Genomic DNA, 18,603 nt, shown 5'->3' with positions numbered 1-18,603 from the left:
AATGAGGGGTGCATTCCAATGGCTTTTTTGGACGAACAGAATTGGCAGAGCTTTCTGGACTGTGTGGACGATCTTCTGGCCGACAGCCGTGTGCGCTCCATGCGCGATATTCCCCACCATCCCGGCTGCAACTGCTATGAGCATTCGGTGTTTGTGGCGTATGTAGCCTTCCGGCTGGCCCGGCGGTGGGGGCTGGATTACCGCATGGCGGCCCGGGGCGGACTGCTCCACGATCTGTATCTCTACAACGCTCATATCCCCGGCACCCATCCGGGCAACCAGTGCTTTGACCATCCGGTGGCGGCGCTGCGCAATGCCCGGGCGCTGTGCGGCGGTCTGAGCGAAAAAGAGGAGAACATCATTCTCTCCCATATGTGGCCCCTGGCCCGCCGCCGGCCCCGCAGCGCGGAGGCGGCGGTGGTGAACCTGGCGGACAAATTCTGCGCTACGGTGGAGGTATTCCAGATCTGGCGCCGGATGCGGATGCGCCAGGTGGTCGTGGCGGCCTGAGAGAGCAACGGGAAGGCCGCGGCAGGGCCTTCCCGTTTTTTACTTGTATTTTTGGGCAAAAAGAGACAAAACTGGCACCGTTACCGCAAAAAGAGACAAAAAGGCCCCTGAAAAGGGGATAGGTTTTCGGCCACGTGCAAAAAGAACGGTTTTTTGTAAAAAATAAGGGTGCATTTCCTCCGGCGCTTTGATATAATCTGTATCGGTAAAAGGAGCGTGAGAAACAGGTATGGAATATGCGGGCGCAATCATCTTTTTGCCCCGGGAGGGTGGCAGACCCACCCTCATGCTGGAGGATCTGCTCTTCGATCCGGCAGCCAGGTGGCTGTCCCGGGCGCTGGAGCGGGCTGGCGTGGGCCGCTTTTTGGTGGTCTGTCATCAGAACGACCAGGCCGGCGCCGCGCCCTGCTTCCCCCAAGGTACCATTTTCATCACCACCGGCACGGAGGACGCCTCCGAGCAGCTGATGACCTTTCTGCGGGAGACCGAGGGACGTGTGTGTGTGGTGACCCGGCCGGTCTTTCTGACGGAGGACAGCGCCAAGCAGCTGGTCACCGGTTCGGCCCCTCAGTACGGCTCCGGCGAGACCGGCGTGTGTCAGATCGAAGCCGGCGTGCTGGCCGACGCGTTGGACAAGGGCGAGACCTTTGAAGGGGCGCTGCTGCGCCGGTCTGTCCGGTCGGAGGGGCAGGGCATCTGGTGGCAGAGCGTCACCCTGCTGCGCCGCGACCCCCAGCGCCGGGCTGAGGCGGAGCTCACCGCCCGGCAGAGCAGCGTCTGGCGGCTCATGGACGACGGGGTACGCATCATGGACCCCAACCACGTGTATGTGGGCCCCGACGTGACCGTGGGAGAGGGGACCGTGCTGCTGCCCGGCGCCATCCTGCGGGGCAAGACCCGCATCGGCGCCGGCTGCGAAATCGGCCCGGACAGCATGATCCGGGACTGCGTCATCGGCGACCATGTGACCGTCAACGCCTCCCAGCTCTCTGAGAGTACTGTGGAGGATGAGACCACCATCGGCCCCTACGCCTATATCCGGCCCAACTGCCATGTGGGCCGGGAGGTCAAGGTGGGCGACTTTGTGGAGCTGAAAAACGCCAGCATCGGGGCGGGCACCAAGATCGCCCATCTGGCCTATGTGAGCGACGCAGATGTGGGCCGTCAGGTCAACATCGGCTGCGGCGCGGTCACCGTCAACTACGACGGGACCAGCAAATACCGCACTGTCATTGGGGATAACGCCTTCATCGGCTGCAACAGCAATCTGGTGGCGCCGGTTCGGGTGGGCGCGGGCGCCTACACCGCCGCTGGCTCCACCATCACCGCCGATGTGGACGACGACGCCCTGGCCATCGCACGGAGTAAGCAGGTGGTCAAGCGCCAGTGGGCCGCCAAAGGCCGGACCAACTGGAAATAAGCAAGCGCAATCCCATGGATCTGGACGGGGATATACCCCGCTGGAATCAAAAAAAGAGAGGAATGTACACAATGATATCACACGGTAAGGACGTCAAGGTCTTCTCCGGCAGTTCTAACCCCTCCCTGGCGAAGGCCATTTGCCAGAAAATGGGGACCGAGTTGGGCAGCTGCGAGGTGGGCGCTTTCTCCGACGGCGAGAACTACGTTTCCATCTATGAGACGGTGCGCGGCTCCGACGTGTTCGTGATCCAGTCCACCTGCGGCCCCGTCAACGACAACCTCATGGAAATGCTCATCATGATCGACGCCCTTAAGCGGGCCTCCGCCGGCCGCATTACCGCCGTGATCCCCTATTTCGGCTATGCCCGTCAGGACCGCAAGACCAAGCCCCGCGATCCCATCTCCGCCAAGCTGGTGGCCAACCTCATCACCCGCGCCGGCGCCGACCGGGTGCTGACCATGGATCTCCACGCCAATCAGATCCAGGGCTTCTTCGACATTCCCGTGGATAACCTGCTGGGCTCCCCCGTGTTCGTCAAGTATTTTACCGAGAAGTACAAGGACTGCATGGACGAGCTGATGGTGGTCTCTCCCGACGTGGGCTCCGTGGCCCGCGCCCGGGCGTTTGCCCAGAAGCTGGGCGTCTCCCTGGCCATCGTGGACAAGCGCCGCCAGAAGGCCAACTCCTCCGAGGTCATGAACATCATCGGCGACGTGACGGACAAGCGGGTCATCATCCTGGACGATATGGTGGACACCGGCGGCTCCCTGTGCGGCGCCGCCAAGGCGCTGGTGGAGCTGGGCCACGCCAAGTCGGTCGCCGCCTGCGCCTCCCACGGCGTGCTCTCCGGCCCCGCGGTGCAGCGCATCCAGGACAGCGCCCTGGACGAGGTGATCTTCCTGGACACCATTCCCGCCAAGAGCGGCGTCAAGTGCGACAAGATCAAGTATCTGTCCGTGGCCCCCATCTTTGCCGAGGCCATCAGCCGCATTTACGAGGAGATTTCGGTTTCTCCCCTCTTCTCCTGATTTCCTGAATAAACCGGTCTGCCAGGCGGGCGCGTTGCAGAAGAGAACGCTCTTTTGTAACGCGCCCCCTTCTTTCGGCAGCGAAAACCAGCAAAGGAAGGTAAAATAACCATGTTCTTTTCGCGTTCCGGCCCGGTGGATTGGCTTGTGGTCTGCCTGGGCAACCCCGGGGACAAGTACGAGGGCACCCGGCACAACGTGGGCTTTATGGTGGCCGACGCGCTGGGGGACCGGGGCAATTTTCCCATCCAGCGTCTCAAGCACCGGGCCCTTACCGGTACGGCGGTCATCGGCGGCTGCCGGGCCATGGTGATGAAGCCGGTGACCTTTATGAATCTCTCCGGCGAGGCGGTAGGAGAGGCCGCCCGGTTTTACAAAATCCCAGCCGACCATGTGCTGGTGGTGTCGGACGACGTGTCTCTGCCGGTGGGCAAGCTGCGCATCCGCACCGGCGGCTCGGCCGGCGGCCATAACGGCCTGAAAAACATCATCCAGCACCTGGGCACCGATCAATTTCCCCGGATCAAGGTGGGTGTGGGCCAGAAACCCCACCCGGATTATGATATGGCCGACTGGGTACTGGGCAAGTTCCAGGGGGAGGACAAGAAAGCCATTGACGCCGCCGTCTCCCGGGCCGCCGACGCGGTGGCCTGTTATCTCCAGGACGGCCCCGCCAAGGCCATGAACCGGTTTAACTGAGGAGGAGACGCCATGGGCGGCCGAAAGCTGATGTGCCAATATGGGCCGGTGTTTTATCAGCTCTCCCTCTGGAAAGAGGGGGCGCGTAAGGCGCTCAAGGACATGGGGCAGCATGTGACCCTGGCCCGCCGCCGGCAGCGGGAAGAACTGCCCGTCATCGTCAAAGGACACCGCTCTCCGGTGCTGCGCCGTCTGGCGGGGGTGGACATGGCCCTGCAAAAAAATAAGGAGACCAATCTTGGGCTGGCCCTCTCCCAAATCGACGGCCTGGTGGTGGCGCCTGGGGAGACCTTTTCCTTCTGGGCGCTGGCGGGGGCGCCCACCGCCCGGCGGGGCTATCGGGAGGGCCTGGTTATCGCCAACGGGGATTTGCGCCGGGGCGTGGGGGGTGGGCTGTGCCAGCTGGCCAATCTGATCCATTATCTGGTGCTCCATAGCCCCATGGAGGTGGCGGAGCTCCACCACCACAGCGACGCCCTTTTTCCCGACGACCGGCGGCGGGTGCCCTTTGGTACCGGCACCTCCATTTTCTATCCCCATGTGGACTACCGCTTTCGCAACACCACCGACCAGCCGGTCCAGCTCCGGCTGTGGCTCTCCGAGGGGGATCTGTGCGGAGAGCTGCGGAGCGAGCGGCCCTTTCCCTGCCGGTACCGGCTGGTGGAGGAGGACGCCCATTTTGTGAACGAGGGCGAGGCATACTACCGGGTGAGTCGGGTCTACCGCCGGGTCATCCACCGGGAGAGCGGCCGGGAGCTGGGGCGGGAATTATTACTGCGCAACCACTCCCGGGTGCTCTACGATCCCGCCCTCATTCCGCCCGACCAGCTGCGCTGAAAAGGAGAGACCTGTGTTTTTAGAGGAGATTTATGAAAACAGCCGCCGCCTGGCCCCCCGTCCGGCCCTGAAAGCCGGCGGGCAGGAGCTCTGCTGGGGACAGCTGTGGCCCATGGCCATGGGGCTGGCCGCCCGGCTGCGCCGTCAGGGCGCCGGTCCGGTGGCGCTGGAGGGGAACGAGGACCTGTGGGTCCCCGCGGCCATGCTGGCCTGTCTCATCGCCGGGCGGCCCTATCTGCCACTCCATCCGTCCCTTCCCGACCCGGCCTGGCGGCAGCGGCTGACGGAAGCCCGCGCCCAGCTGCTCACCCGGGAGGAGGCGGAAAGGGGCTTTACATCGGGAGAGACCTGCCCGGCGGCCCGGGACCCGGACCGGGAGATCTATCGCATCTACACCTCGGGCAGCACCGGCGCGCCCAAGCCGGTGGCCATCACCCAGCGCAATCTGGAGTCCTTTCTCCGCTGGGCCAGGCGCCTGCCGGACATCCGGGCGGGCGCGGAAGGCGTGGTGGTGGGACAGGCGTCCTATGCCTTCGACCTGTCGGTGGCCGATCTCTACCTGGCCCTCACCTGCGGCGGCACCCATCTCTCCCTGACCGAAGGGGAGAAGCATGACCCGGTCCGCCGGGTGGAACGGCTGACGGCCTGCGGGCTCTCCCTGCTGGTCACCACGCCATCCTTTCTCCGCACCCTGCTCACCGACCGCCTGGCCCTAGCGGGGCGGCTGGACCGCTTTCGGGCGGTCTTTTGCTGCGGAGAGGCGCTGCCTCCCGCCGTCGCCCGGCGGTTTTTGGAGACCTTTCCCCAGGTCACCCTCTACAATGCCTACGGCCCCACCGAGGCCACCTGCGCCGTCTCAGCGGCCACCATCACCCTGGCGGACTGCGCCGGGCCGCTGCCCATAGGCAGGCTGGACAACTGTGCCCTTTCGGTGACGGTGGAAGAGGGCGAGATTTTCCTGCGGGGGGAGAGCGTCGCGCCCGCCTTCGGCGGCGTCTACGCCACCGGCGACCTGGGCCGGATAGAGCATGGACGGCTCTACTGGCTGGGGCGCAAGGATGACCAGCTCAAGTATAAGGGCTATCGGGTGGAGCCGGCGGAGATTGAGCGGGCGCTGGAGGCCTTGCCCGGTGTGGAACGGGCAGCGGTGGTGCCCCGCCGCTGGGGCGGCGACGTGCGGGGGCTGGTGGCCTTTGTGGTGGGGGACCGGAAAGAGGACGAACTGACGGCGGCGCTTGCCCGGCGCCTGCCCTCCTATATGATTCCCGGACAGTGGCGCAGCGTGGCCCGGCTTCCCCTGACGCCAAACGGAAAATGTGACCGAAAACGGCTGGAGGAAATGGTATGATGACAGAGAAGGAACTGGAGCGGGCGGTGGAGGCGCTGCTGGTCCAGGTGTGCGGCACGCCCCGGGCGCTGTCGGACGAGACGGACCTGCTGGACGAGGGGCTGCTGGACTCCATGGGGGTCATTGAATTGCTGGAGGGGTTGGAGGACCTGGGGATCGTGCTTCAGCCCACCCGGCTGCCCAGGGACGTTTTCCGGCGCAGGGCGGATCTTGTGGAGGCCTGTCGAAAGGCCCGCTTTTCCGAAGAAACAGTGTAAGGTGATTTTACCATACAGTAATCAGCGAGGTATGACATGAAGCAGCTTTTGAAGGGCCTGAATGGGCTGGAGGAATATCATAAACTGCTGGCGGCGGTGGACGGCGGCGGCTGTCCGGCGGCCATGTCCGGCCTTTCGCCGGTACACCGGGCCTATGTGGCCGCGGGACTGAAAGAGGACAGCGGCCGGCCGCTGGTGATGGTGTGCCCCGACGAGGGGGAGTGCGGCCGGATGGCGGCCGATCTGCGGGCCCTCACCGGCCGGGAACCGGCGGTGCTCACCGCCCGGGAATTCACCTTCCACCAGGCGGCGGTGGCCTCCCGGCAGTGGGAGCACCGCCGTCTGGCCCTGTTTCAGGACCTGCTGGACGGAACCTGTCCCATCCTGGTGACCACCGCGGAGGCGCTTATGCAGCGCACCATGCCCCCCGACCTCCTGCGGCGTTCGGCCCGCACTCTGCGCATCGGGGAGCGCCACGACCTGGAGGAGGTGACCGACACCCTGGTGTCCGCCGGCTACCGCCGGTGCCAGCAGGTGGAGGGGGTGGGTCAGTTTGCCCTGCGGGGCGGCATCCTGGACTTCTTCTCCCCCGACCGGCGCAATCCCGTCCGGGTGGAGTTTTTCGGCGACGAGGTGGACGCCATGGGGGCCTTTGACGTCAACACCCAGCGCAGGACGGAAAACCTGACCCAGGTGCGCATCCTGCCCGCCGCCGAGGTGCTGCCCCAGCAGGCGGAGGGGGGCGCGCGGGGACTGGCCGGCCGGCTGGAGAAGCTCATGGCCAATCTGCGCCGCCGGAAAGGGGACCATACCGCCCTCCTGTCCCACCTGGAGGAGGACCGCTCCCGCATCCTGACCGAGGGGTCCTTTCCCGCCATCGACCGGTATTTACCCCTCATCTATCCTGAATTTGCCACCGCCGCCCACTATCTCCCCGCCGACGCCCTGGTGGTGCTCAGCGAGAGCGGCCGGGTGGCGGACCGGGCCAAACACTATGCCTGGCAGATGGAGCAGGACGTGAAGGCCCTGCTGGAAAACGGCACCCTGGCCGGGGAGAGCGCCGCCTTTTTTATCGGGGAGGAGGAGCTGTGGGCCAGGCTGGAGGAGTGGCCGGTGGTCTATCTGGACTCCTTCGCCGTCTCCCGCTATCCCCGAAAGCCCAGGACTCTGCTCAGCGTTCTGGTCAAGCAGCTCCCCTCCTACGGCACCAGCCTGGAGACCGCCGTCTCCGACCTCACCCACTATGTGGACGAGGGCTACCGGGTGGTGGTGCTGGTGTCCAGCCGCCAGCGGGCGGACAATTTGCAGGCCCTCCTCCGGGAGAGCGGCGGCTTAAAGCCCGCCCTGGACTACGATCTCCACGACCTGCCCCCCACCGGCGGGGCGGTCATCGCGGTGGGAGGACTGTCCGCCGGACTGGATCTGCCCGCCATTCGCTTTGCCGTCCTCACCGAGGGACAAAACCTGCCCGCCAAGAAGCGCAAAAAGGCGGTGACCAACCGGTCCAAGCTGGGCTCTTACGCAGACCTGTCGCCCGGCGACCTGGTGGTCCACGAGCATCACGGCATCGGCCGCTTTTTGGAGATGGTCAAGATGCAGGTGGACGGGGTGGAAAAGGACTATCTGAAAATCGCCTACGCCGGGGCCGACGTGCTCTATGTGCCCGCCACCCAGCTGGACCTGGTGAGCAAGTACATCGGCGGCGGCGAGGACGCGCAGGAGACCAAAAAGCTTTCCAGACTGGGGGGCGCCGACTGGGAAAAGGCCAAGACAAGGGCCCGCAAGGCGGTAAAAGACCTGGCCAAGGGGCTTATTCAGCTCTACGCCCAGCGGCAGCGCCAGCCGGGCTACGCCTTTTCCCCCGACTCTCCCTGGATGAAGGAATTTGAGGACCAGTTCGAGTACGCCGAGACCGACGATCAGCTCCGCTGCATCGCCGAGATCAAGGAGGACATGGAACAGCCCCGGCCCATGGACCGGCTGCTGTGCGGCGACGTGGGGTACGGTAAGACCGAGGTGGCCTTCCGGGCCATCATGAAGTGCATCCTGGACGGCAAGCAGGCCGCCATTCTGGTGCCCACCACCGTGCTGGCCCGGCAGCATTTCCTCACCGCCCGGGCCCGCTTTGCCCGCTATCCGGTGAATATCGACGTGCTCTCCCGGTTCCGCACCCCCGCCCAGATGAAGGAGACCCTCCGCAAGGTGGCCGAGGGCGGGGTGGACCTGCTGGTCGGCACCCATCGTCTCTTCAATAAGGACGTAAAATTCAAGGACCTGGGGCTGCTGGTGGTGGACGAGGAACAGCGTTTCGGGGTGCAGCACAAGGAAAAGCTGAAAGAGAATTTCCGGCAGGTGGACGTCCTCACCCTGTCGGCCACCCCCATTCCCCGCACCCTCAATATGGCCCTGTCCGGCATCCGGGACATGTCCACCCTGGAGGAGCCCCCCATGGACCGCCAGCCGGTGCAGACCTACGTACTGGAGCATGACTGGGGCGTCTTGGCCGACGCCATGCGCCGGGAGCTGGAGCGGGGCGGTCAGGTGTACTACCTCCACAACCGGGTGGAGACCATCACCCGGGCGGCGGCCCGCATCAAAAATCTCCTGGGGGAGGACACCGAGGTGGCGGTGGCCCACGGCAAGATGAGCCAGGAGGAGCTCAACGACGTGATGAAACGCATGAGCGACGGCGAGGTGGACGTGCTGGTGTGTACCACCATCATCGAAACGGGCATCGACATCTCCAACGCCAACACCCTCATCATCGAGGACGCCGACAAGATGGGCCTGGCCCAGCTCCATCAGATCCGGGGCCGGGTGGGCCGGTCCAGCCGGCGGGCCTACGCCTATCTGACCTTCCGGCGGGGGAAGGTGCTCAGCGAGGTGGCCTCCAAGCGGCTGGGGGCCATTCGGGAGTTTGCCGAGTTCGGCTCCGGCTTCAAGATCGCCATGCGGGATCTGGAGATCCGGGGGGCGGGCAACGTGCTGGGCCCCGAACAGAGCGGTTTTCTGCTCAGCGTGGGGTATGATATGTACCTGAAACTCCTGGAGGACGCCGTGCTGGAGGAGCGGGGCGAAAAACCCCGCAAAAAGACCGAGTGCTCCGCCGACCTCACGGTGGCGGCCTCCATTCCCGACCGGTACGTCCCGTCGCCGGAGGAGCGGATGGACCTCTACCGCCGCATTGCCGCCATCCGCTCCGAGGAGGACGCCGACGACCTGGTGGATGAGCTCATCGACCGGTACGGCGACCCGCCCCGGACGGTGAATAACCTGATCTCGGTGGCCATTCTCCGGGCCCACGCCGCCCAGCATGGCATTGTCCAGATCGACCAGAAGGGGGGCAACCTGAACTTCTACCTCCAGGAGGCCGACCTCAACCGGGTCAGCGCCCTGTGTGCCGACCGGGCCTACCGGGGGCGGCTCCTCTTCGCGCCGGGAGACCGGCCGTGCATCGCCCTGCGGCTGAAAAAGGGCGAGGACGTTTTGAAATGGGGAAGCAAGCTGGTGGAGGACTACGCCAAAACCGGAGCATAAGAAAACAGCGCAGGGAGTTTCGCCCCTGCGCTGTTTTCTTTAGAGTGAAGAGTGAAAAGTGAAGAGTGAAAGGGGCTGGGCCCCCCATTATGCTTTGGGCGAGGGGAGGGCGCTGTGAAAGCTTTCTTTGCCTCCTTTCTTTCTCGAAAGAAAGGAGGAGGCTTTGGCGAGTTCGCAGACCAGAATGGGGGTCAGAGCCAGCGCCAGCACGGCGGCCCACTGTGCGGCCGTCATGGCCACGGTCTGAAAGACGGCCTGGAGAGGCGGCAGACAGAGGACCGCCAGCTGCATCACCGCGCCGGCGGCAAAGGCCCGCAGCATGGCCGGGTTGGAGAACACCCCCAGGGCGAAAAGGGACCGGTCCTCGCTGCGGACATTGAAGGCGTGAAAGAGCTGGCAGAAGGTGAGGGTGGCAAAGGCCATGGTGTTGGCGGTGGCCCAGGCCCCGTCCCCCGCTCCCAGGACGAAGGCCCCCAAAAAATAGGCGCCAAGGGTCAGCGCCCCCACCATCACCCCCTGCCAGGCCAGGCGGAGGGAAAAGGCCCGGTCAAAGAGGGGCTTATGGGCGTCCCGGGGGGGCTGCTCCATGACGCCCGCCTCCACCGGCTCCACCCCCAGGGCCAGGGCGGGGAGGGAGTCGGTCACCAGATTGAGCCACAAAAGCTGTACCGGCACCAGAGGCAGCCGGGGAAAATGGAAGAGGGTGGCCACAAAGACGGTCAAAATCTCGCCGATGTTGCAGGAGAGCAGATAGTGGATGGCCTTTCGGATGTTGGCGTAAATCCCTCGCCCTTCCTCCACCGCCGAGACGATGGTGGCGAAGTTGTCGTCGGTCAGGATCATATCCGCCGCCCCCCGGGCCACGTCGGTGCCGCTTTTTCCCATGGCGCAGCCGATGTCCGCCGCCTTCAGGGCCGGGGCGTCGTTGACCCCGTCCCCCGTCATAGCCACCACCCTGCCGCGCTTCTGCCAGGCCTGCACGATGCGCATTTTGTGCTCCGGCGTCACCCGGGCGTAGACCGAAAACCGCTCCACCTCCTCCTCCAGCAGCTCCTGGGGCATGAAATCCAGATCCGCCCCGGTGAGCGCCAGATCGCCCTGCCGGAAGATCCCCGTCTCCTTGGCCACTGCCACCGCCGTGCGCCGGTGGTCGCCGGTAATCATGATGGGCCGGATGCCCGCCGTATAGCAGTCCCGCACCGCCTGGATCACCTCCGGCCGGGGCGGGTCCATCATGCCGGCCAGTCCCACAAAGGTGAGACCGTGCTCCAGCGTTCCGCTGTCCAGAGAGCGGGGCAGAAAGGAGAGGTCCCGATAGGCCACCCCCAGCACCCGCAGCGCCTGATCCGCCATGGCGGCGTTGGCGTCCAGCACCCGGCGGCGGCTCACTTCGTCCAGGGTACAGCAGGTGAGGAGCACGTCGGGAGCGCCCTTCACCATCACCCGGAACCCGCCGTCCGGCCGGAGGTGAATGGTGCTCATCCGCTTGCGGGAGGAGTCAAAGGGCAGCTCTCCCCGGCGGGGCCATGTCTCCTCCAGCTGCCGCTTGTCCAGCCCCGCCTGAAGCGCCCCCCATACCAGCGCCGTCTCGGTGGGGTCGCCGGTGCAGCGGGGCCGTCCGGCCAGGTCGCAGTCCACCTCCACGTCGCCGCACAGCGCCGCCGCCGTCCAGAAAAGAGCGCTGTCCTCCGGACGAAGGAGCCAGGTCTGGGTCACCGTCATCTTGTTCTGGGTCAGCGTGCCCGTCTTGTCCGAACAGATCACCTGGGCGCAGCCCAGCGTCTCCACCGCCGGCAGACGCTTGACGATGGCCCGCCGCCGGGCCAGCCGCCCCACCCCCAGGGAGAGCACGATGGTCACGATGGCGGGCAGCCCCTCGGGAATGGCCGCCACCGCCAGGGAGACCGCCGTCATAAACATGGTCAGCAGGTCATAATGGAGGAGCAGCCCCACCCCGAACATCACCGCGCACACGCAAAGACACAGAAAAGACAGCGTACGGGACACCTCCCCCATTTTCTTCTGTAAAGGGGTTTCCCCGCCGCTCTGGTCCTGCAAGAGCCCGGCAATGCGCCCCATTTCACTGCCCATGCCGGTGGCGGTCACCACGCAGACACACCGCCCCGCCGTCACCACCGTTCCGGCCAGCACCATATTCTTCCGCTCGGCCAGCGGGGTCTCCGGCGGCAGCACCGCCTCCCACGTCTTGGACACCGGGGCCGATTCCCCCGTCATGGCGCTCTCGTCGCACCGCAGCCCGGCGCTCTCCACCACCCGGGCGTCGGCCGGCACCTGGTCTCCCGCCTCCAGCCGGATCAGATCTCCGGGTGTCAGCCCCTCGGGCGGGATGCGGGCCTCCTTGCCCTCCCGGGTCACCCGGGCCAGGGGGGCCGACATCTGCCGCAGCGCCGCCAGAGCCTTTTCGGCGCTGTCCTCCTGAGAGAGGGAAATACAGGCATTTACCACCACAATGAGCAAAATAATCGCCGCGTCCAGCCAGTCCGACCCGCCGCTGGCCCCCAGGGACAGCACCGCCGCCGCCAGCAGCACCAAAATCATCGGGTCCTTCAGCTGCCCGGCCAGACGGGACAGCCAGCCCGGCCGCTTTCCCCGGGCCAGGGCGTTGGGGCCGTAGCGCGCCAGACGCTGCGCCGCCTCCCGCTCTGAAAGCCCCCGTCTCCCGTCGCTCTCCAGGGCGGAGAGCACCTCCCCAGCCCCCATGCTGTGCCATGGCCGCATAGCTACCGCTCCTTTGTTCCGTGAAATTACCAGTTATTTCCTGGCTGCAACCAGTATAACCACATATCCCTACGATTCCAAGGGAACGGTGGTGGGGAGAGTAGGGAGGACCGGGACGGAAGGGCGCAAAAAAGCAGCGAGACCGGGATGGTCTCGCTGCTGGGGGGAAGGGGCTGCATTAAGCGGCGGGGGAAGGAGAGGGAGAGGCGGCAGCATCGCCGTCGCCGGTGGTCTCGTCGCCGGTGGGCGCGGCGGAGGCGGCGGCGTTGGCGGCGTCGATGGTCTCCTGATGGGCGGCGATGATGGCGTCCATGTTGGCCTTGAAGGTCTGGGGATCAATGGTATCATAGACCTCGTTGGTCTCCACCTCGGCCGCGTCGGTCCAGTCGTTAAGCTGGTTGCTGGCGTAGTAGCTGCGGACGTCCTCGCAGTCGGAGGAGAGGCGGAGGATGATGTGATAGCCGTATGGGCTCTTCACCGGCTCGCTCATCTGGCCGGGCTGGAGGGCCAGGGCGGCGGTTTCAAACTCCTCCACCATCTGGCCGCTGGAGGTCACATACTCCGGATAGGCCAGGGTGCCGTCGTCGTTGCGGCTGTCGTCGCTGCGCTCGTTCATGGCCGCGTCAAAGGCGGTTTCCAGGTCGTCGGCGGCCCGGAGCTCGGCCACCAGGGCGTTGGCCTCCTCCAGGATGGCCTGCTGCTCGGCCTCGGACAGGTCGTTGCCCTCGGCGTCCCGGGTGGAGAGGAGGATATGCTTGACCCGGTAGAGGCCGTTTTCATCGGCAAAGGCGGTGACGGCGTCGCTTCCCGGGTCCAGAGGACCGCCCTCCTGGAAGGCTTGGATGAGATCCTGGCTCAGATAATAGAGCTCGTTCATCTTGATCATGCCCTCCTGGGAGATGCACTGGGCGTCCAGGTACATTTGCAGGGTGATGTTCTGGGCGGCGAGGGCGGCTTCAATGTCGTCCATATTCTCCTGAACGGCGGTTTTGTCCTCCTCGGAGAGGGAGATGCCATTCTCCTCGGCCTTCTGGGCGATGGTGGCGTAATAGGTCACGGCGGTGAGGGCGTCCGACTTGACGTAATCCACGCCGTTCTGGTCGCCCAGCTGCTCGGTGGTCCAGTCGTCGCTGGTGAGGTAGCCGTAATACTGGATGTTGGTGATGCTCTGCTGGAGCCAGAAGAGGTAATCCTCGGCGGGGATCTTCTGGCCGTTGACGGTGGCCACCACGGTGTCCCGGGCGATGCCGGCGGCCTTGTAGGCCACGTCGTCCTCGGCGGGCTGGCTGGAGCAGCCGGACAGGACCCCGGCCAGCAGCGCGGCACTGACCACGCCGCTGAGCAGCTTCTTTGTCATATTCATGGGGATGTAACGCTCCTTTCAAGTTCTGGAGAACAATATACCAGTTTACAGACAAAAATACAAGGGAAGATCAGTCCTGAACGGGACGAATGAGCACAAAGGGGGTGAGCTGACGGTCCTGACCGGCGGGGTTGTCCCGAATCAGGTCCAGCAGTTCCTCATCGCTGGCGGTGAGGCGGGAGCAGTGGCCCAGCATCTCCACGTTCAAGTCGTTGGCGTCCACGATCATGGAGACGATACCGGTCTTTTCCAAAATCTCGTCGCACACGCCGGCGGGGTTTTCGGGGATGCGCACCCCCATATGTTCATATTCGGGAATATCCTCGCCGTAAAAGCCGTCCAGACCGGAGACCTCCAAACCGGCGATGCGGTAGAAGGTGCCGTGGACGCCCCGGAGCTTGTCGATGGCGGCCCGGAAGGCGGCCCACAGGATCTTGGGCAGGCCGCAGACGTTGATGGCAAACTGCATCTTGATGGGCAGACCCATGCCGGGGCCGGCGGAGGTCTGGTGGACAAAGCGGGAGAGCAGCTTGGCCCAGAAGCCGGGGCGGACCTCCTCCTCCCGGACCACCCGGCCCTGACACAGGGCAATCACCTTTTCACTCATGGACAGGATGTCGCCCTCCTGGTAGACGGGCTTGACGTAGCGCTCCATGAGGTCAATATAGCTCTCGCCCACCTGGACGAAGTGGGTGGCGATGGCGTGACGGGCCCAGGTCTTGCCCATGGCCTGTATGGTAACGCTCTTTCCCTCGTTGGCGTGGAATTCCATATAATATAACTCCTCTTTTCGTCGTTTCTAAAGATGGTTTTTCGCGTCTTTCCATTATAACCACCCTGGAAGCGAAAGGCAATGGGAGGGGAACATTTTCAGAAAATTCCACAGACGCATAAAGCCGGCGGCGGGGGACACACTAAGGGAAAGTCAAAGGGAGGTGTGTCCATGGCGTCCAAAGCCGCTGCCCAATGTCCGCCCCATCCCCGCAAAAAGCCCCGCATCCCGGGCCCTCTTACCCTGGAGCGGGTCAAGACCTATTTTGCCGGCTGCGCCGACTTTGCCGTCCGCACCGTCCGCCGGGCGGGGGCGGGCGACACGGAGGTGACCCTCTGCTATCTGGCGGGTATGGTAAAGATGGAGCGGGTGAGCGATTACATTCTGCGTCCCCTGGCCCAGGACGAGGCCCTGGCCGGTCCGCTCCGCGCCGCCTTCGCCAGAATGGGGGAGGGGGCGCTTTATAATCTCATCTGCGCCCACCGGACCGAGATGGACCAGGCCGCCGCCGACCTCATCGGCGGATGGTGCCTTCTCTTTTGTCCGGGAGAGGAGGGGTGCCTCTCCCTCATGACGGCCACCGAGGACAAGCGCTCGGTGGGACCGCCGGCGGGAGAGACGGTGCTCAAAGGAGGGCGGGACGGCTTTGTGGAGAGCCTGCGCACCAATACCAGCCTGATCCGCCGCCACCTGAAGGCCCCTGAGCTGCGCATCAAGGAGCAGACGGTGGGGCGTCAGTCTCTGACGCTGGTGGACATCGTGTACCTCGAGGGCATCGCCGACCCGGAGACGGTCAAGCGGGTGGAAGAGCGCCTGGCCGATATCGACATCGACGCCGCCCTCACCCCCGACAGCCTGGAGGAGTATCTGACCCACCAGAGCCGCACCGCCTTCCCCCTCTTGCAATATACCGAACGGCCCGACCGGTTCTGCGGCGGACTGGCCGACGGGCGGGTGGGGCTGCTGGCCGACGGTCTGCCTCTGGGCTATTTGATGCCCGCCACGGTGTCCGCCTTTTTCCGGGCCGGTCAGGACAAGGCCAACAACTGGATGGTGGCCACCCTGCTCACCCTGCTGCGCTACTTCTGCGTGCTGGTGACCCTGCTGCTCCCCGCCCTCTATGTGGCCACCGTCACCTTTCACCAGGAGATGATCCCCACCAAGCTGGCCCTTTCCATCATCGCCGCCAAGCAGGACGTGCCCTTCCGCACCGCCTTTGAGGTGATCGTCATGCTGCTGGCCTTTGAGGTCCTCCAGGAGGCGGGGCTCCGCCTCCCTCAGTCCATCGGGCAGACGGTTTCCATCATTGGGGGCCTGGTGGTGGGACAGGCGGCGGTGGAGGCCCGCATCGTTTCGCCGGCGGTGCTTATCGCGGTGGCTATTGCCGGCATCGCCGGCTACACCGCCCCCAGTCAGGAGATGGCCGGCGCCCTGCGGCTGTGGCGGCTCTTTCTCACGCTGTGCGCCGCCCTTGCCGGTTTGTTCGGCGTGGTGGCGGCCCTGGCGGCCCTGGTCATCCACCTGTCCCGGCTGGAGAGCTTCGGCGTGCCCTATCTGGCCCCCTTTGCGGGGGGAGGGGGCAGCGCGGCCCGGGCGGTGGTCCGTCCGCCCCTGCCCTGGACCAAACTGCGCCAGCGGCTTTATCATACACCGAACCGGAGGAAACAACGATGAAAAAGACGGCTGCGGCCATTCTGCTGGCCCTGTGTCTGAGCGGCTGCACGGGAGAGCTGCCCCGGGCCAGGGAGATCGAGGGGATGGATCTGGTGCGGACGGTGGGGGTGGACCAGGGTGCGCCGGTGCGGGTGACGGTATCCACCGGGCGGGAGCGGCAGAGCGGCGGGACCGACGGTCCTGCGCTGGTGCTGACCCAGGACGCCGAGAGCATCAGCGGGGCCTGTCTGGCCATCCAGGGACAGAGCGGGGCCAACCTCTTCTACGGCCATGTGGAGCAGCTCCTGCTGGGGGAGGCCCAGGCCCGGCAGGGGGTGTATGCGGCGCTGGAATATGTGCTGGATGACATTGAAATGAGGTTGGACACCGATTTCTATTTGGTGGCGGGCGGAACGGCGGAGGCGGCCATATCGGCGGGGGCGGAGGAGGAGCCGGCGGCCCGTCTGGAGGCCATGGCGGCGGACGGCGGGCTTCGGTCCTGGTGTGCCCCCCGGACGGTGGGTGCGGTGCTGGAGGAGCTGCTGGAGAGCGGCTGTTCCTACGCCCCGGCGGTGGTAAAGACGGGGGACGGACAGCTGGAGGGCTGGGGCTACGGCCTTTTGCGGGACGGGCGTCTGGTGGGCTGGGCGGACAGCGAGGCTGCCCGGGGCATCCATCTTTTGAACGGAGCGGTGGAGGCCGACCTGGTGACGGTGGAAACCGAGGCGATGGGGACGGTGACGGTCCGCCTGGTGGGGGGAACGACCAGGATAAGGGCCTCCTTTGACGGGGATACCTTTACGGGCCTGTCCATCGACTGCCGGGTGGAAGCCAATCTGGCCGAGGGCGGCGCCCGGCTGGACCAGGAGTCCCCGGCGGACACGGCGGAAGCGGCGGCGGCGGTGGAAGCGGTGGTGCGCGCCCGGCTGGGTGCGGCCCTCTCCCTGTGCCGCACCTACGAGGGGGACTTTTTTCAGCTGGCCCGGCGGGCGGGCATGGCGGCGCCTTGGCGGTGGGAGAGTCTGGAGGCCCAGTGGGACCCGTCGGCGCTGGTGTGGACCACGTCGGTGACGGTGGAGATTTTGCGGGGGTATGACGCCTCCTGAATTGGGAGAAATAGGAGCGGACATTATGGATCGGGATAAGATTTCACTCAGGCAGCTGCTGGCGGTGCTGTTTGCCGCCCTGCTCTCCCCCATGATCCAGCTTTTGCCCGGCCACACGGTGGAGTTTGCCGGACGGGCGGCGTTTTTGGCGCCGCTGGCGGCTTTGCCCGGGGCGCTGGCGCTGATGTGGGCCTATGGGCGCTGCCTGGAGGACGCGCCGGGTGGGATGGCCCAGGCGCTGACGCGGGCCTTCGGCCGCTGGACCGGCAAGGGGCTTACCGCCCTCTATTTCGCGGGCGGGGCGGTTTTGCTGGGGCTCAATGCCCGGTGGGCGGCGTTTCGGTTTTTGGCCACCAGCTACGGCAACGGTCCGCTGCCCTTTTTTATTGTGGTGCTGCTGGGACTGGCGGTCTGGCTGGGCCTTGGGAAGCGCTCCGCCTTTGCCCGGGCGGGCACGGTGTTTTCCTTTGCGCTGGGGGCGGCGCTGGTGCTGACCCTCCTCTTTGCCCTGCCCCAGGTGCATCCGGAGGCCCTGCTGCCGGTGTGGACCGCCGATGTCCCCGGCGTACTGCGCGGCGGCGGCGCGGTGCTCAGTCTGCTGGGCTACGGGGTGTTCGCGGCCTTCTGCGCCCCCGGCGTCTCCCGCCGGCGGGGAGACAGGGGACGGCTCTTTCGATGGGCGGTGTTTTTCTGCGGGCTTTTGACCTTGTTTCAGGTGGTGTGCATCGGCGGCTTTGGGGCCAACCTGGTGCAGCGGATGGACACCCCCTATTTTATGGCGGTAAAGGGCATCGGCGTGGAGGGCGGCTTTCAGCGCCTGGAATCTCTGGTAATCGCGCTGTGGGTCTTTGCCGATCTGGCGCTGCTGGGGCTGCTGCTCTTTGCCTGCCGGTCCATGCTGGGCCATCTGGCCGGTTCGGCGTGGGGCGGGAAACGGGGGTGCTGGGTGACGGCGGCCATCGGGGCGGCAGTGGCGCTGGTCTGGGCGCCGGACGCCTTCCAGCTGGCGGCGTGGATGCGCAATGGGGTGGCCTGGGGCCTGACCATACTGGGGTGGATAACGCCCATTTTGACGGCTCTGGTGCTTCGCGTAAAAAAAGCGAAAAAAGGGGTTGACAAAGGGAGTGGAGGTTGATATAATAACCCAGCGCTTCACGAGAGGGCACGAAAAGAGGATGAAATTCGGAAGAGACCGGGGGGAACCTGGACGGACTTCCGAAAGGGTTCCGAAAAAAGTGCTTGACAAAGTGAGATGCGCGTGGTAAAATAAACGAGTTCGCGTGAGACGCGGGACCGTTCAGAAAAAGGACTGAATTCGAGGTTGGCCGGCT

15 protein-coding genes are annotated in these 18,603 nt (G+C 65.3%); 11 read left to right on the top strand and 4 right to left on the bottom strand.

Annotated elements, in window-relative coordinates; genetic code table 11:
* Positions 1-18 precede the first annotated feature (18 nt).
* On the top strand, positions 19-510 hold the full coding sequence (locus H7U37_RS03380; protein WP_243413630.1) for an HD domain-containing protein: 492 nt from the start codon (positions 19-21) through the stop codon (positions 508-510).
* Positions 511-549: 39 nt separating this feature from the next.
* Here H7U37_RS03380 and H7U37_RS03375 read toward each other — a convergent pair whose 3' ends face one another.
* Positions 550-762 (bottom strand): hypothetical protein, encoded by a 213-nt coding sequence (locus H7U37_RS03375; protein ID WP_204873671.1) that lies wholly within the window; start codon positions 760-762, stop codon positions 550-552.
* 4 nt (positions 763-766) lie between these two features.
* On the opposite strand from H7U37_RS03375, the gene H7U37_RS03370 reads away from it, so the two are divergent.
* The 7 genes from H7U37_RS03370 (at position 767) to mfd (ending at position 9,639) form a co-directional block, all read left to right on the top strand.
* On the top strand, positions 767-1,930 hold the full coding sequence (locus tag H7U37_RS03370) for a DapH/DapD/GlmU-related protein (RefSeq protein ID WP_243414215.1): 1,164 nt from the start codon (positions 767-769) through the stop codon (positions 1,928-1,930).
* A gap of 71 nt (positions 1,931-2,001) precedes the next feature.
* Positions 2,002-2,961 (top strand): ribose-phosphate pyrophosphokinase, encoded by a 960-nt coding sequence (locus H7U37_RS03365; RefSeq protein WP_204873608.1) that lies wholly within the window; start codon positions 2,002-2,004, stop codon positions 2,959-2,961.
* Between the two features lie 111 nt (positions 2,962-3,072).
* Positions 3,073-3,660 (top strand): aminoacyl-tRNA hydrolase, encoded by a 588-nt coding sequence (pth, locus tag H7U37_RS03360; RefSeq protein WP_204873606.1) that lies wholly within the window; start codon positions 3,073-3,075, stop codon positions 3,658-3,660.
* Positions 3,661-3,672: 12 nt separating this feature from the next.
* Positions 3,673-4,497, top strand: a complete 825-nt coding sequence (locus H7U37_RS03355) for a VanW family protein (protein ID WP_204873604.1) — start codon at positions 3,673-3,675, stop codon at positions 4,495-4,497.
* Positions 4,498-4,510: 13 nt separating this feature from the next.
* Positions 4,511-5,845, top strand: a complete 1,335-nt coding sequence (locus tag H7U37_RS03350) for an AMP-binding protein (protein ID WP_204873602.1) — start codon at positions 4,511-4,513, stop codon at positions 5,843-5,845.
* Positions 5,842-6,102, top strand: a complete 261-nt coding sequence (locus H7U37_RS03345) for a phosphopantetheine-binding protein (RefSeq protein WP_204873600.1) — start codon at positions 5,842-5,844, stop codon at positions 6,100-6,102. The genes H7U37_RS03350 and H7U37_RS03345 overlap by 4 nt, the downstream gene beginning before the upstream one ends.
* 36 nt (positions 6,103-6,138) lie before the next feature.
* Positions 6,139-9,639 (top strand): transcription-repair coupling factor, encoded by a 3,501-nt coding sequence (gene mfd / locus H7U37_RS03340; RefSeq protein ID WP_204873598.1) that lies wholly within the window; start codon positions 6,139-6,141, stop codon positions 9,637-9,639.
* Positions 9,640-9,726: 87 nt separating this feature from the next.
* Here the strand turns inward: mfd and H7U37_RS03335 are convergent, their stop codons facing one another.
* The 3 genes from H7U37_RS03335 to H7U37_RS03325 form a co-directional block, all read right to left on the bottom strand.
* Positions 9,727-12,378 carry a cation-translocating P-type ATPase gene (locus H7U37_RS03335; RefSeq protein ID WP_204873597.1) on the bottom strand — a complete coding sequence of 884 codons (2,652 nt, stop codon included), beginning with the start codon at positions 12,376-12,378 and terminating at the stop codon, positions 9,727-9,729.
* A gap of 178 nt (positions 12,379-12,556) precedes the next feature.
* Positions 12,557-13,741: a peptidylprolyl isomerase gene (locus H7U37_RS03330; RefSeq protein WP_204873596.1), complete on the bottom strand. Its 1,185-nt coding sequence runs from the start codon at positions 13,739-13,741 to the stop codon at positions 12,557-12,559.
* 70 nt (positions 13,742-13,811) lie between these two features.
* A complete protein-coding gene (locus H7U37_RS03325) occupies positions 13,812-14,513 on the bottom strand; it encodes a F420-0--gamma-glutamyl ligase (protein WP_204873595.1) in 702 nt (233 codons plus the stop codon).
* Between the two features lie 171 nt (positions 14,514-14,684).
* Here H7U37_RS03325 and H7U37_RS03320 point away from each other — a divergent pair, with 171 nt between their 5' ends.
* Genes H7U37_RS03320 through H7U37_RS03310 form a run of 3 tightly spaced genes read left to right on the top strand, consistent with a single transcriptional unit; the run spans position 14,685 to position 18,407 of the window.
* Complete coding sequence (locus H7U37_RS03320) at positions 14,685-16,187, top strand: spore germination protein (RefSeq protein ID WP_204873594.1); 1,503 nt, start codon at positions 14,685-14,687, stop codon at positions 16,185-16,187.
* A complete protein-coding gene (locus H7U37_RS16015; protein ID WP_204873593.1) occupies positions 16,184-17,272 on the top strand; it encodes a Ger(x)C family spore germination protein in 1,089 nt (362 codons plus the stop codon). Before H7U37_RS03320 ends, H7U37_RS16015 begins: the two co-directional genes overlap by 4 nt.
* 25 nt (positions 17,273-17,297) lie before the next feature.
* Positions 17,298-18,407 (top strand): GerAB/ArcD/ProY family transporter, encoded by a 1,110-nt coding sequence (locus H7U37_RS03310; RefSeq protein ID WP_204873592.1) that lies wholly within the window; start codon positions 17,298-17,300, stop codon positions 18,405-18,407.
* Positions 18,408-18,603 lie beyond the last annotated feature (196 nt).

Source organism: Pseudoflavonifractor phocaeensis, from assembly GCF_016901735.1.
Classification (GTDB): Bacteria; Bacillota; Clostridia; order Oscillospirales; family Oscillospiraceae; genus Pseudoflavonifractor_A.
The sequence above is the reverse complement of the archived record's forward strand: the minus strand, read 5'-3'. Positions and strand labels throughout refer to the sequence as shown.